At 59.3% G+C, this 12862-nt stretch carries 16 protein-coding genes; 7 read left to right on the top strand and 9 right to left on the bottom strand.

The features are described from left to right. Positions 1–312: 312 nt before the first annotated feature. Complete coding sequence (locus tag FP026_RS10315; RefSeq protein ID WP_149634523.1) at positions 313–1170, bottom strand: GNAT family N-acetyltransferase; 858 nt, start codon at positions 1168–1170, stop codon at positions 313–315. A 322-nt stretch (positions 1171–1492) separates the two neighbouring features. Here FP026_RS10315 and FP026_RS10310 point away from each other — a divergent pair, with 322 nt between their 5' ends. From FP026_RS10310 to FP026_RS10300, 3 genes are all read left to right on the top strand, one after another. Then, positions 1493–2815, top strand: coding sequence for a UDP-glucose dehydrogenase family protein (locus FP026_RS10310; protein ID WP_149634522.1), 1323 nt, complete (start codon positions 1493–1495; stop codon positions 2813–2815). A 71-nt stretch (positions 2816–2886) separates the two neighbouring features. Then, a complete protein-coding gene (locus tag FP026_RS10305) occupies positions 2887–3891 on the top strand; it encodes an NAD-dependent epimerase (RefSeq protein ID WP_149634521.1) in 1005 nt (334 codons plus the stop codon). Positions 3892–3896: 5 nt separating this feature from the next. Beyond that, positions 3897–4670 carry an alpha/beta fold hydrolase gene (locus tag FP026_RS10300; protein WP_188112561.1) on the top strand — a complete coding sequence of 258 codons (774 nt, stop codon included), beginning with the start codon at positions 3897–3899 and terminating at the stop codon, positions 4668–4670. 18 nt (positions 4671–4688) lie between these two features. On the opposite strand, the gene rutF is transcribed toward FP026_RS10300, so the two are convergent. From rutF to FP026_RS10275, 5 genes are all read right to left on the bottom strand, one after another. Then, positions 4689–5228 (bottom strand): NADH-dependent FMN reductase RutF, encoded by a 540-nt coding sequence (gene rutF / locus FP026_RS10295; protein WP_188112547.1) that lies wholly within the window; start codon positions 5226–5228, stop codon positions 4689–4691. 181 nt (positions 5229–5409) lie between these two features. Continuing rightward, a complete protein-coding gene (locus FP026_RS10290) occupies positions 5410–6138 on the bottom strand; it encodes a class I SAM-dependent methyltransferase (protein WP_149634519.1) in 729 nt (242 codons plus the stop codon). Positions 6139–6265: 127 nt separating this feature from the next. Further along, positions 6266–6772: a VOC family protein gene (locus FP026_RS10285; RefSeq protein ID WP_149634518.1), complete on the bottom strand. Its 507-nt coding sequence runs from the start codon at positions 6770–6772 to the stop codon at positions 6266–6268. Next, positions 6772–7161 (bottom strand): RidA family protein, encoded by a 390-nt coding sequence (locus tag FP026_RS10280; RefSeq protein WP_149634517.1) that lies wholly within the window; start codon positions 7159–7161, stop codon positions 6772–6774. The genes FP026_RS10285 and FP026_RS10280 overlap by 1 nt, the downstream gene beginning before the upstream one ends. Before the next feature lie 61 nt (positions 7162–7222). Next, positions 7223–8152, bottom strand: a complete 930-nt coding sequence (locus FP026_RS10275) for a DMT family transporter (RefSeq protein ID WP_246665305.1) — start codon at positions 8150–8152, stop codon at positions 7223–7225. Positions 8153–8468: 316 nt separating this feature from the next. Here FP026_RS10275 and FP026_RS10270 point away from each other — a divergent pair, with 316 nt between their 5' ends. Then, positions 8469–8894: a hypothetical protein gene (locus FP026_RS10270; RefSeq protein ID WP_149634516.1), complete on the top strand. Its 426-nt coding sequence runs from the start codon at positions 8469–8471 to the stop codon at positions 8892–8894. A gap of 51 nt (positions 8895–8945) precedes the next feature. On the opposite strand, the gene FP026_RS10265 is transcribed toward FP026_RS10270, so the two are convergent. Further along, positions 8946–9557: an alpha/beta hydrolase gene (locus FP026_RS10265; protein ID WP_149634515.1), complete on the bottom strand. Its 612-nt coding sequence runs from the start codon at positions 9555–9557 to the stop codon at positions 8946–8948. A gap of 15 nt (positions 9558–9572) precedes the next feature. Further along, complete coding sequence (locus tag FP026_RS10260) at positions 9573–10505, bottom strand: VOC family protein (protein ID WP_149634514.1); 933 nt, start codon at positions 10503–10505, stop codon at positions 9573–9575. Positions 10506–10726: 221 nt separating this feature from the next. Here FP026_RS10260 and FP026_RS10255 point away from each other — a divergent pair, with 221 nt between their 5' ends. After that, the gene (locus tag FP026_RS10255; RefSeq protein ID WP_149634513.1) at positions 10727–10981 is read left to right on the top strand and encodes a type II toxin-antitoxin system Phd/YefM family antitoxin; all 255 of its coding nucleotides are present in this window, start codon (positions 10727–10729) and stop codon (positions 10979–10981) included. Then, on the top strand, positions 10981–11391 hold the full coding sequence (locus tag FP026_RS10250) for a type II toxin-antitoxin system VapC family toxin (protein ID WP_149634512.1): 411 nt from the start codon (positions 10981–10983) through the stop codon (positions 11389–11391). The genes FP026_RS10255 and FP026_RS10250 overlap by 1 nt, the downstream gene beginning before the upstream one ends. On the opposite strand, the gene ung is transcribed toward FP026_RS10250, so the two are convergent. Continuing rightward, positions 11385–12086 (bottom strand): uracil-DNA glycosylase, encoded by a 702-nt coding sequence (gene ung / locus FP026_RS10245; RefSeq protein WP_149634511.1) that lies wholly within the window; start codon positions 12084–12086, stop codon positions 11385–11387. The two genes, FP026_RS10250 and ung, sit on opposite strands and share 7 nt — an antisense overlap. Positions 12087–12191: 105 nt before the next feature. On the opposite strand from ung, the gene FP026_RS10240 reads away from it, so the two are divergent. Continuing rightward, positions 12192–12854, top strand: a complete 663-nt coding sequence (locus tag FP026_RS10240) for an AAA family ATPase (protein WP_246665304.1) — start codon at positions 12192–12194, stop codon at positions 12852–12854. The last annotated feature ends 8 nt before the right edge of the window (positions 12855–12862 follow it).

Genomic DNA, 12862 nt, shown 5'->3' with positions numbered 1-12862 from the left:
CTTGCTCAAACCCGCGCATCTATAAAGCTTTGTTTTTGGGAAAGCGACCCTGTTGTCTCAGGAGATTCGGCTTTTTGCATGACGAATCAGCCCCTCCAACAGGATTTTTCCCGGCCAGCGGCTGGGCAGGGTCCGCGAATAGCCTTCATCCAGCTAACTGCCTCTCCTCATTAAAGACCAGGCTTGTGCGCAACGACATGGAAATACTGGTGGTCTGCCGAAACCATCGCGCCGGTTATACTCCGATGCCGCGATGACTCTTCTATCGGAGATCGGCTGCTCCCGTTCCTGGCTGGCGCAAGAAGATTGCGGCTAACCGAGCTCGAGCGTGGTCACGGCAAAAACGCGATCGAGCGGTACTTCCGGCGCCTTGCCGCGATACATGCGAGCCGTTTCGAAGACCGGCGACAAGCCGCAATCTTCCGCAAGCTTGATGGCGTGAGCATTGTCCGCCGGCACATCCAGATAGACCGGCGCCCCTTTGGCTTGCGCCAGCAGTCTGCTCAACAAGGCAAGCGCCACCTCCGGCTTGTTGGCGAACAGCGGGCCGATCTTGTAGCCCTCGAAGCAGCGCCGGATCGTGCCATAGCCGCGAACCCTGCTGCCGCCGCCCACGATGAAGGACGCGCGCCTCTCCGGAGCGCCGCACCAGGCACGAATGAAGGAATGGCGCAGGCCGGGGAAGATTTCCGCATCATAGTGCACCAGCCCGTCAAGCTTGTTGTCGGTTACCGGCATCACCTGCCTTGCCTGCTGCTCATCCACATCGGGCACCTTGGGGATACCGCCGTAGCGCAGGGTCCGGTAAGCGGTTTCGAAACCGTGCCGGCGGTAGTTTTCCTGTTGCGCGACGACGCCGTCCAGTCCGACGGTGCGGTTGCCGGCAAGCATCATGCCCTTGTTCCAGAGCTGCTTGCCGTATCCCCGGCCGCGAAGCTCCGGATGGAGAATGTAAAGGCCGAGAAACGCGAAAGCCTCGCCATATCGAACGACGGAGATGCAGCCGACCGGCACCTCTCCGATCGCGCCGACCAGAAAGCCGGATGGATCCGCTTCCCAGAAGGCCGGAGCATCATCGACACCGGGATTCCATCCCTCTTGCCGGGCCCATTCCAGAGCAAGCTCCAGCTCGCCAGCCCGCATTGTACGCACGGCAAAAGTCGACTTCATGCAATAGTCCCGAACCGCCCATTACACACCCGCTCCCCACGGAACGATTGCGCCCAATTCATCATGCGGCAACATGATGCCAATCACAAGCAATAGCCATAAGCTTAAAGTACAAAGGCTTCGTTTCACCGGCGACAGACAATAGCCTCAGAAGAACGACATGAATTATGACTTCCTCTGTGACACTTCTGTTGCAATTGTCCCCGGAAAAGGCATCGCATATAGGCGTCCCCCGCGATCCTGTGTATAAGCGCAGACAATCGCCAATGCCGGCTTTGCGTTTCGACGCCGAAGCCGGCGCAAGCTAGAGGATTGAAGTTTCATGCGCATCACGATGATCGGCTCGGGTTATGTGGGGCTGGTGTCCGGCGTCTGCTTTGCCGACTTCGGCCATGACGTCATCTGCGTCGATAAGGACGCAAGCAAGATCGAGGCACTGCGGCGAGGTGAAATACCGATCTTCGAACCGGGCCTCGAGCAACTCGTTGCGGACAATGTCCGCGCCGGCCGCCTCTCCTTCACCACGGACGTCGAAACCAGCGTCGCCGACAGCGACGTCGTCTTCATCGCCGTCGGCACGCCGTCACGGCGCGGCGACGGCCATGCCGATCTTTCCTATGTCCATGCGGCTGCCCGCGAGATTGCCCAGCACGTCAAAGGCTTCACCGTCATCGTCACCAAATCGACTGTACCGGTCGGCACCGGCGACGAGGTCGAACGCATCGTGCGCGAAACCAATCCGCAAGCCGACGTCGCCGTCGTCTCCAATCCGGAATTCCTGCGCGAGGGTGCCGCGATCGAGGATTTCAAGCGACCGGACCGCATCGTCATCGGCCTCAACGACGACCGCGCCCGCGGTGTCATGACCGAAGTCTACCGGCCGCTCTACCTCAACCAGGCGCCGCTGCTCTTTACCTCCCGCCGCACGTCGGAACTGATCAAATACGCCGCCAATGCCTTCCTCGCCATGAAGATCACTTTCATCAACGAGATGGCCGATCTCTGCGAAAAGGTAGGCGCCAATGTACAGGAGGTCTCGCGCGGCATCGGGCTTGACGGCCGCATCGGTTCGAAATTCCTGCATGCCGGCCCGGGCTACGGCGGCTCCTGCTTCCCGAAGGATACGCTGGCGCTCGCCAAGACGGCGCAGGATTACGACAGCCCCGTGCGCCTGATCGAAACGACCGTGTCGATCAACGACAATCGCAAGCGCGCCATGGGCCGCAAGGTGATCGCGGCCATGGGCGGCGATATCAGAGGCAAGGCGATCGCGGTCCTCGGCCTGACTTTCAAGCCGAACACCGACGACATGCGCGATAGCCCTTCGATCTCGATCATCCAGACGCTGCAGGATGCCGGCGCCACGGTAACAGGCTACGATCCTGAGGGCATGGAGAATGCTCGCCTGGTGATCGACAACATCGCCTATGCCGAGGATGCCTATGACGCCGCACGCGGCGCCGACGCGCTCGTCATCGTCACCGAGTGGAACCAGTTCCGCGCGCTGGACTTTGCCCGGTTGAAATCCGTGATGAAGGCGCCGGTCCTCGTCGACCTTAGAAACATCTATCGCCATGACGAGGTCACAAAGCACGGCTTTGCCTATACAAGCGTCGGCAGACCCTCGAACGACGCCACACTGTAGAGCGTTTACGCATTCCGAACGGAAAACCGCTACGCACTTTTCCTGGAAATGCTTTAAGCAAAGGCCGACCAATGCGCTATCTCATCACCGGCACCGCCGGCTTCATCGGATTCCACCTCGCCAAGCGCCTGCTCGACGAGGGTCATTTCGTGGTCGGCTTCGACGGCATGACGCCCTATTACGATATCAGGCTCAAGGAGAAGCGCACGGCCATCCTCGCGCGCTCCAACGGCTTCAAGGCCGTCACCGGCATGCTGGAAGACAAGGCGGCGCTCGACCATGCAGCCGAGCTCGCCGAGCCTGATGTGATCGTCCATCTCGCCGCCCAGGCAGGCGTGCGCTACAGCCTCGAAAATCCGCGTTCCTATGTCGATTCCAACCTCGTCGGCTCGTTCAACATCCTGGAACTGGCAAGAGATCTGCAGCCGAAGCACCTGCTGCTTGCCTCCACCTCCTCCGTCTACGGCGCCAATGAAAAGATCCCCTTTGCCGAAAGCGACAAGGCCGACGAGCAGATGACGATCTATGCGGCCACCAAGAAGAGCATGGAGCTGATGGCACATAGCTATGCCCATCTCTTTAATCTGCCCACGACCGCCTTCCGCTTCTTCACGGTCTATGGCCCTTGGGGCCGCCCGGACATGGCGCTGTTCAAGTTCGTCGATGCCATCCGCAACGACAGGCCAATCGAAATCTACGGCGAAGGCAAGATGAGCCGCGATTTCACCTATATCGATGATCTCGTCGAAGGCATCGTCCGCCTCATCGGTGTGGTGCCGTCGGAGGAAAACCGCGTGGTGTCGGATATAGTCATCGACACCCTGTCGAAGAACGCCCCCTTCCGGGTCGTCAATATCGGCGGCGGGCAGCCGGTGGGGCTGCTGCAATTCGTCGAGACGATCGAAACGATGCTCGGCAAACAGGCGATCCGCAAGATGCTGCCCATGCAGCCCGGCGACGTCCATAATACCTATGCCGTACCGGACCTGCTGGTGGCGCTGACCGGCTTCAAGCCGCAGATCGAAGTCGACGAAGGCGTGCGGCGCTTCGTCGAGTGGTATCAGGAAAACTATTGAGCGAAATGGCAGGCATCGTCGAAACGGAACATTGGGTCGAGAGCGACGCCGGGCGCCTCCATGCCAGATCTTGGGCATCGGATGCCGAGACTTCCTTGCCGCCGATAATCCTGTTTCACGATTCCCTCGGATGTATCACGCTCTGGAGAGATTTCCCGGAACAGCTTGCCCGCTCCCTCGGCCGTCAGGTGATCGCCTATGATCGGCTGGGCTTCGGTCGGTCCGACGCCCGCACGGACGTTTTGCAACAGAATTTCGTGGCCCTGGAGGCCGGGCAGGCCGTGCCGCTGCTGTGCGAAAAATTCTCCATTCGGGAATTCGTCGCCTGCGGGCACAGCGTGGGCGGCGGTATGGCCGTGGAGACGGGAGCGAGCTTTGGCGAACGCTGCCGGGCCGTGATCACCATTGCCGCTCAGGCTTTCGTGGAGGAGAGAACCCTGCAGGGTATCAGGGTCGCGCAGCAGGAATTCAGATCGGCGGAGACCTTCGCCCGGCTTGCCAGATATCACGGCAGCAAGACCGATTGGGTGCTGCGCGCATGGATCGATACCTGGCTTGCTCCCGAACGCGCCGAGTGGAGCCTTGATGCGGCACTTGAAAAGCTTCATTGCCCGGTGCTTGCAATTCACGGAGATCGTGACGAATACGGCTCCGAGGCCCATCCGCGCCGGATCGCGGCCGGACATGGGTCGCTCCATATCCTGCCGGATACTGGACATTCGCCACATCGCGAGCGCCCTGCCCTCGTCATGAAAGCGATCGAAGACTTTCTGGCGTGAAGCGATGAGAAAGCCGGCCTACTCGGCCTGACCCGCGGAATGATAGGCCCGGTCGAAATAGATGAGCCCCTGCCCGCTATCGCGCTGGCGGATGGCATCGACCTCGCAGAACAGAATGTCATGCGTGCCGCCATCGGCCCGACGCACAATCCGGCAATCGAACGACACGAGAGCATCTTCCAGCACCGGCGCACCGGTGGACAATTCCGACCAGGAGGCGGCCGCGAAACGCTCGGCGACCGGGGTCTTGCCGCCGAAGAGACGCGACAGATCCTCATGCGCTTCCGACAAGACATTGACGCAGAGCACACCGTTCTGCGTGACGGCGGGATGAACGGAAGCGCCGCGATTGAGGCAGACGAGCAAAGTCGGAGGGCTGTCGGTGACACTGCAGACTGCGGTCGCCGCAAAGCCGGCAAGCCCGGCCGGACCATCGGTCGTGACGATGTTCACGGCTGCCGCCATCCGTGCCATGGCGTTACGAAAATCGGCGCGCGCAATATCCGGATCGACGACAGGCACCGCCCTCTCGATTGCCACGGAGGTTTTCATGTTCATTCCAACAGTCCCCTAACTCGCGCCGGATAACCCACACTATCGGGAGGATCGATGCGCCTCAAGAAACGACATTTTACGGAAGCGGCGCTTCGCGAGCAATTAATTCCCTATAAAATCTATAAACAAAAGGAAAATAAACCAAGGCAGAAACCGAAGCTGTGAGAACATTCCGAAGCAGGTTTCAGGTCCGGGTGGAAATCAGAAGAAACATCGGCCGCTCGCGCTCGATTGCCCAATCCGGATGGGCGACCAGCTCCTCGTCGCTTGGCGACCATTCCTCGACATGCGCAATGGCGAAGCCCGACTTGATCAATAGGTTCAACGTCGTGCTCATCGTCCGGTGCTGCTTGACGACACCTTCCGCGAGCCAGTTCGTCACCCGCGGCCCTTCGATCTGATAGGCGCTGAGCGGCCAAATCCTGTGACCCTCGGCATCATCAAGCCATTCCGGCTGCCGTGGCGCCATGTAGATCGGATGTTCGATCGAAAAGATCAGCCGGCCGCCCGGCTTCAGCGCCTGACGGATCGTCGCCAGAAGGCCTGCAAAGCCTTCGATATAGTGGAAGGCCAGGGAACTATAGACGAGATCGAAGGTTGCCTCGGGAAGCTGAAGCTTCTCCAGATCGGCTCGATCATAGCCAACGCGTGCATCCGCCGTCTCGGCGCGAGCCCGCTCCAGCATCTTCTCGGAGACGTCGAGGCCCAGCACGCTGGCGGCTCCCTGCCCGACGGCCCACCGGCAGAACCATCCGAAACCGCAGCCGAGATCGACGACGTCAAGGTCCTTCATGTCAGGCATCAAGGCACGGATGGCAGGCCATTCGGCAGCACCTGCCAGCCCGTCGACCGAGCGCTGCAGGCGGCTATAGCCGTCGAAGAAGGCCGGATCGTCGTAGATATTCTGGGTCATGTTCGTCTTCCATGCCTCTGCGCGCCCTGGAATTGGCCTTATCGGCGGTATTGCTCTTATCCTATCCGCATAGATCATAAGGAGGACGACGAAAAGTCTGTTGAAAGGGAGGTTCGGCCAGTGCCGGTCAAGCTGCAGGCTTTGACCGCGACAACCATTGCGAATAGGGCTTCACGCCGAAACCTGGATCGGCCACCTCATCAAGCACATGGATGAATTCGATCGAATGCCCGTCGGGATCGGAAAAATACTGCGCGACTGCCGGCATCCAACCGACAACGACCGGCTCATCGAGCGGCTCGCCATTGAAGCCCTTCGGCTGAACGCCATGAGCCTTCAATGCGGCGGCAGAGCCGATTACATCGGCGAGAGAGGTTCTGAAGGCAATATGAAGGCGCATCTTGAGAGGGGAGCTGCCCGTTTCCCAAAGGCCGAGCATGCCCATCCGTTTATCGTCGATCCAAAAGAAGGCGACATTCCTGCTCTCGATGACGGTCCCGACTTCCAGCTTCAAGACATCGCGATAGAAGGCTATCGAGCGCTGGAGATCTGCGACCGTGAGATGCGTCTCGTAAAGTCCCAGAATGCGCGGCATCGACGGATCGGCCGAATGCTCGGGATGACCGGTCGCCATCACATCACCTTTGCCGCCGTGACCTCGACCTCGACCAGAAACTCGGCTCGGGTGAACCCGCCGACGATCAGCAGAGTGGAGACCGGCTTGGGATCCAGGACATAACGATCGCGCACGGCCATGTAGGCGGGAAAATCCTCGCGCGTGGTGACGAAGCCGGAAATGCGGATGACGTCGGCAAAGCTCATGCCGGCTTCATCCAGGATGGCATTGATCGCCTTGAAACATAGCTCAGCCTGGGCGGTAACGTCAGCCGGAATGCGGTCATCGAGGCCGATGCCGAGCTGGCCGGATGTGACCAGCAGGCTGGCGCCCGGCGGCACCAGCAGGCCATGATTGTAATTGCCGAAAGGGCGGCGGACGGATGGGGGATTGAATACCTTTTTCATCGATACCGACTCCTTGTGATCGGAGCGATTTCAGCATTTTGATGCTATGCGGACAAGCCGTTCAATGCGCTTGCGCTGAAATAACCGCGCGATTTCGGCGCACTTCCAACAGGATATGTCCGAAAAGTGCTGCAAGCACGATCGGCCCGCCGATCAGCGTCGCCATCGACGGACGCTCGGCAAAGACCATCCAGACCCATAGCGGCGTCAGAGGCACTTCGAGCGCCGTCAGCAGGGCGGCATCGGAAGCCGGAACCAGCCGCGAGCCGAATGTATAGAGACTGAGGCCCATCGCATTCTGAATAATGCCGAAGGCGATGATCAGGCCGAGATCCTGTCCGGACAGGGAAAGCGGTGAAGCAAACCAGAAGGTGATGAAAGAGCAAAGCCAGGCGGACAGGGCCATGGCCGGCAGCATCGGCACATTGCGATGCTGCCGCATGACGACAGCAAGGCAGGCGACCGTCAGCGTCATCATGGCGGCCAGCCCCTTGCCGAGCCAGCTGCCGCCATCGCTCGCATGGCCGGAAAGCATGACAAGCACACCGATGAAGGCAATGCCGCTCGCAATCAGCGTCCTCAAGTTCGGGCGTTCGCGGATGAAAAGGAAAGCGACGCCCGCAGTAACGAAAGGCACGGTCGCATAGATGACCATGGCATCGGCGACCGACGTATAATAGATCGAGCCGATACCGCTGATCATGGATGCGGTGGAAAAGATCGTTGCCGCCAGCGAAGGGCCGCCCATGGAGCGTAGGATGCGAAAGGCGTTGCGGCGCTCGATGTAAAAGAACAGCGCGAAGACGCCAAGTCCCGATACGATTCCGCGGCAGAATAGGATCGTCATGAGATCGGCATGGATCGCCCGCACGAAGAGACCGGACGTCGACCAGGCAAGTGCCGAGAGCGCAACGTAAATCACGCCGAGCCTATATTGCTGTTGTTCCGCCAGCGTCACGATGAAATCCCCTGCCCTATAGAGCCAGATCATTAGCGGGAGGCTCTGAAGCCCACAAGCAAAGCTTGCGTCGTTGCGCGCCGAAGCTGCCGGAAGATGGTGAGGGTTGCAGGAAGGTCACGCTACACGCTTTGGCGGACGACCGAAGGACGCCGCCCAACCGTTGCTGTTAGCAAGATCATATTGATCTTGCACATCTTTACGATCGCTTTAGAGCGCGTCGCAATCTTTCAGATTCGCTCCTTGCGTTTTAAATTCTTGATTTTTTCCATATCGTTATCGCAAAAGCGCTGCACACTTTTGCGCGACATGCTTTACGGTTCTGGCAACCCGGCCGAAGGAGAATCAATTGCGCCTGCTGTCAGCCACTTTGTTTGCCTGCGGCTGCGTCAGCCTGGTCGACGGCCCATTATGGCCGCCGGCACAGACCTATGTCGACAGGACGGTGCAATGCAGCCAAAGCAGCAATCCCACCCGCTGCGAACATACGCGCGAAAGTTGGAAGGCCGATTACGAGGAAGCCATCGCAGGCGGCTATCGGGCGCAGAAGCATGTCGCCCTGTGCCTGAGCACCGGCTGCGACGAGGCGATCCAACCCGACAAGGTGCTCGGCTGCGCCTGGCGCATGGTCATTGCCGAAACGAAACACGCCCAGCCGGACAGCACGGATGCCGCAAACCTCAATCGTTTCTGCGCAACGGACTATATCGACGAGAAGGAAAAGCTCGCGGCCGCCTCGCAAGCGAAGGCGATGCTGCGCCTGATCGGCAAATAGCAGACCACACGGCAGGAGCTTTCTGCCGCGTGGCTTGGTCATTTTTCAAGCTTACGCGTAGGGCATAAGGAATTTGCCGATGGCCTCGATCTCGTTGGGACGAATATCGTGGCCGCCCGGATGCCATTCGAGCGTGACCTCGGCATCCTGCCGCGCGAAATAATCAGCCAGCGCCTTGGTCACCTGCGCAGGCGCGATTGGATCGCGCTCGCCCGCCGTGATCAGCATGCGCTTGCCCTCCAGTCTGGCATTGTCCTTCGGCTGGAACGGGATCAGCGGATGCATCAGCACGGCCGCATCGAACAGATCGCCATGCTCGATCAGGACGTTGGCAAGGATATTGGCGCCGTTGGAAAAGCCGAGGCCTAGCACCTGCGATGCGCCATATTCCGCCGCCAGTTCTGAGACGTACTTCGCCATCTTTTCCGTCGCCCTGGCAAGATCGGCCATGTCATAGACGCCCTCACCCGTCCGACGGAAGAAGCGCGCCGCGCCATATTCCGAGACATCGCCGCGCGGCGAGATGACGGTGGCGTCCGGCAGCAGCCGGGCGGCAAAATCGAAGAACTGGTTCTCGTCGCCGCCGGTGCCATGGAAGGTGAAGAGAATAGGCTTTCCGGGTGCACCGGCCTTCAGCCGGTGCACATAAGTCGTATCCGTCATGATGCTTCTCCTCGATTAGCCTTCCAGCGGCTCAAGATGCTGCTCGATCAGGCCGCGCAAATGCGCATGCTGTTCGGGCAGTTTCAGCGCCTCGCCGAGATGAGCCGTATCCTCGTCACGGTTGAAGCCGGGTTCATTGGTGGCGACTTCGAACAGCACGCCGCCCGGCGTGCGGAAATAGATCGCCCAGAAGTAATCGCGGTCGATGACCGGGGTCACTTGATAGCCCGTATCCATCAGCGCCTTGCGCACTTCGAGCTGCTTTGCACGATCCTCGACGGCAAAGGCGACATGGTGGACGGAGCCCGCGCCCGGCAGCGCACGATTGATGTTCGGCATCGTCTCAAGGTCGACATAGTCGGCGCCGTTGCCGCCGGGAATGGCAAGCCGCTTGATGCCCTCATGCGTGTCGACGACTTCGTAGCCCATGTATTTCAGCAGTTCGGCCGTGGCGCCTTCGTCCCTGAGCCGCATGGCAACGGAGTGGAAGCCTCGGATGGCATGCTCGGCATCGACGCCATTGTGCGTCCAGGGCAGACGCTTGTCGTCCTTGATCTCGACGAGAGCGAAGCCATCACCATCCGGACCTGAGAAATGCAGGCGCTTCTGACCGAAGGATTCGTCGACCTTCAAGCCTTCGACGCCATGCTTGCCGAGCCGCTCGGTCCAATAGCCGATGGCTCCTTCCGGAACGGAGTAGACCGTATTGCCGACTTCGCCGGTGCCTGGACGGCCGCGCGCCATCTTCGGGAACGGGAAATAGGTCATGATCGTGCCCGGCGTGCCGATCTCGTCTCCATAGTAGAGATGATAGACATCGGGAGCGTCGAAATTGACCGTTTTCTTAACGCGGCGCAGACCGAGCGTATCCGTGAAGAACTTGTTGTTGGTCCGGGCGTCTTCCGCCATCGAGGTAACGTGGTGAAGACCTTTGATCTGGTTGAGCATCTTAAACCCCTTTGCTCGCCTGCACCGGCAGGCGTTTCTCATGGGCAGAAGATGGTCTTGTGGGCGGTATTTCGATAGCCCCCAATAGCCAAACGGATTGTCTTCAATCAGTGAACGATAAATTCTGATCGTTCACTCCGAAGCAATATCGCTCTCATCTCTTGATTCCAAACAAGAGCGGCATTAGTCTAAGCTAGACAGTCTAGCTAGCGAGGACTTCGATGAATTGGCCGTTGCAGGATGCAAAAAACCAGTTTTCAAAAGTCGTGCAGAAAGCACGCAGCGAAGGGCCGCAAATCGTCACCTTGCGCGGCGAGCCCGCGGTGGTCGTTCTGTCTGCCGAAGACTACGATGCCCTCTTGGCCGGTAAACCAAGCCTTGCCGATGATTTGCTGTCAGGGCCGGCTTGGGACGATGAAATGGCCGAAGCCGTATCTAAACGAGATAAAACGCCAAGCCGGGACGTCTTTTTCTGATGTATCTGGTCGATACCAATGTCGTCTCGGAAATCCGGCGCGGTAATTCCCAAGCGATTATGTGGCTGCGCTCGGTCGATCCCTCCACCATCTATCTGAGTGTTATCACACTTGGAGAGATCATGCGCGGGATTGCGCTCAAGCGAAAATCGGACCCGCGTACCGCCGCACATCTGGACGAATGGTTGCGCAAGCTCCGGCACGACCATCGCAATCGCATTCTTCCCATTACCGATCAGATTGCGGTCGAATGGGGGCGTATCGCGGCACAGCGACCGCGTGGTGACGCCGATGGGCTCATCGCGGCAACGGCGATCGTTCATGACCTCATCGTCGTCACCCGCAACATCGGTGATTTCGACGACACCGGCGCTTCAATCGTCAATCCGTGGGACCAGGCGCCTTACTGAGCCTCAGGATTGCTCGGCAGCGCCCAGTCGATCGGATCCCGGCCATGCGCGGCGAGATAGGCATTAGCCTTGGAGAAATGCCGGCAGCCGAGAAAACCGTTATGGGCCGATAGCGGCGACGGATGCGCCGCCTTCAGCACCAGATGGCGTTCGGTATCAACGAAAGCGGCCTTCTTCTGCGCATAGGAGCCCCAGAGCATGAAGACGACGCCATCGCATTCGTCATTGACCCTGCGGATGACGGCATCGGTGAAGCGCTCCCAGCCCTTGCCCTGATGCGATGCCGCCTGAGATTCCTCGACCGTCAGCACGCTGTTGAGCAGCAAGACGCCCTGTTTCGCCCAGCTTTCGAGAAAACCGTGGCGAACCGGCGGGATGCCGAGATCGGTTTCCAGTTCCTTGTAGATATTGACCAGCGACGGCGGAATGCGCACGCCGGGGCGCACGCTGAAGCAGAGCCCATGCGCCTGGCCGAAGCCGTGATAGGGATCCTGCCCGAGAATGACCACCTGTACTTCGTCGAGCGGGGTCAGATCCAGCGCCCGGAAATACTCGCTGCCACGGGGAAATATCACCTTGCCGCGCTGCTTTTCCTCGACGAGAAAAGCCTTGAGCTGCTGCATGTAGGGGCTTTCGAATTCCGGAGACAGAGCCTCTTTCCAGCTTTCCTCAAGCTTGATGTTCGCTTCCGCCATCGTTTCCGGCCTCCGTCAGTTGTCAGCCTGTCGATTGAGGATGAAAGCGATGGTAAGTCAAGAAAATGGCTGTGACAGCGGCGAGGAGATCACAGTTTTCGGGAGGTGGTGGGGCTTGGTTCCAATCCTCACGTAAATGGCGCAATGATGAAAATACGACACGCAAGCGTTGACAAGGCGGTTCGCTTCGGCCATTGGAAACCATCCCAATTTTCCGACCGGTGCCCCATGCTTCCCTTGCATTCCCTTGGCGAGCGCATTGTCGTGCTCGGCCCTTCCAATGCCGGTAAGTCAACTCTGGCGGTTGCACTTTCCAAAAAGCTTAGCTTCCCAACGATCCATCTCGATCAGCTTCATCATCTGCCCCATACCGATTGGCAACAGCGCCCAGAAGCAGAATTCGCAGCACTTCATGATGCGGCCATTCTTGGCGAGCAGTGGATCATGGAAGGCAATTATACGCGCCTGATGCCACAGCGTTTGGCTCGTGCTACCGGCGCCATCCTCATCACCTCCAATCATTGGCTGCGCTTTTCGCGCTACCTCAAGCGGACCCTGATCAACCGCTCAGACCGAGCAGGGCATCTCGAAGGCGCCAAGGACAGCATCAAATGGGAGATGATTCACTGGATACTCGTGAAGACCCGCAACAGCGGCTCCAAATACGCAAATATCCTGCGGGAAGCCGAATTGCCGATGGTGGAATGCCACACGGCCGAGGCTCTCAACAGCCTTTATCGGGCTTGGGATCTGCCGAGCAGGCGATAGGGATCTCA

This window comes from Martinezella tropici (genome assembly GCF_008370325.1).
Lineage (GTDB): Bacteria > Pseudomonadota > Alphaproteobacteria > Rhizobiales > Rhizobiaceae > Rhizobium > Rhizobium tropici_B.
Note: the sequence above shows the minus strand (reverse complement) of the source record. Positions and strands in the feature narration are given on the sequence as shown.

Bases quoted from the DNA above. Each gene is read 5' to 3' on its own strand.
- FP026_RS10260 (WP_149634514.1), bottom strand. From the start codon at position 10,505: ATGCTCAACCAGATCAAAGGTCTTCACCACGTTACCTCGATGGCGGAA.
- FP026_RS10305 (WP_149634521.1), top strand. From the start codon at position 2,887: ATGCGCTATCTCATCACCGGCACCGCCGGCTTCATCGGATTCCACCTC.
- FP026_RS10300 (WP_188112561.1), top strand. From the start codon at position 3,897: ATGGCAGGCATCGTCGAAACGGAACATTGGGTCGAGAGCGACGCCGGG.
- FP026_RS10285 (WP_149634518.1), bottom strand. From the start codon at position 6,772: ATGGCGACCGGTCATCCCGAGCATTCGGCCGATCCGTCGATGCCGCGC.
- FP026_RS10290 (WP_149634519.1), bottom strand. From the start codon at position 6,138: ATGACCCAGAATATCTACGACGATCCGGCCTTCTTCGACGGCTATAGC.
- rutF (WP_188112547.1), bottom strand. From the start codon at position 5,228: ATGAACATGAAAACCTCCGTGGCAATCGAGAGGGCGGTGCCTGTCGTC.
- FP026_RS10280 (WP_149634517.1), bottom strand. From the start codon at position 7,161: ATGAAAAAGGTATTCAATCCCCCATCCGTCCGCCGCCCTTTCGGCAAT.
- FP026_RS10255 (WP_149634513.1), top strand. From the start codon at position 10,727: ATGAATTGGCCGTTGCAGGATGCAAAAAACCAGTTTTCAAAAGTCGTG.
- FP026_RS10315 (WP_149634523.1), bottom strand. From the start codon at position 1,170: ATGAAGTCGACTTTTGCCGTGCGTACAATGCGGGCTGGCGAGCTGGAG.
- ung (WP_149634511.1), bottom strand. From the start codon at position 12,086: ATGGCGGAAGCGAACATCAAGCTTGAGGAAAGCTGGAAAGAGGCTCTG.
- FP026_RS10265 (WP_149634515.1), bottom strand. From the start codon at position 9,557: ATGACGGATACGACTTATGTGCACCGGCTGAAGGCCGGTGCACCCGGA.
- FP026_RS10250 (WP_149634512.1), top strand. From the start codon at position 10,981: ATGTATCTGGTCGATACCAATGTCGTCTCGGAAATCCGGCGCGGTAAT.
- FP026_RS10275 (WP_246665305.1), bottom strand. From the start codon at position 8,152: ATGATCTGGCTCTATAGGGCAGGGGATTTCATCGTGACGCTGGCGGAA.
- FP026_RS10310 (WP_149634522.1), top strand. From the start codon at position 1,493: ATGCGCATCACGATGATCGGCTCGGGTTATGTGGGGCTGGTGTCCGGC.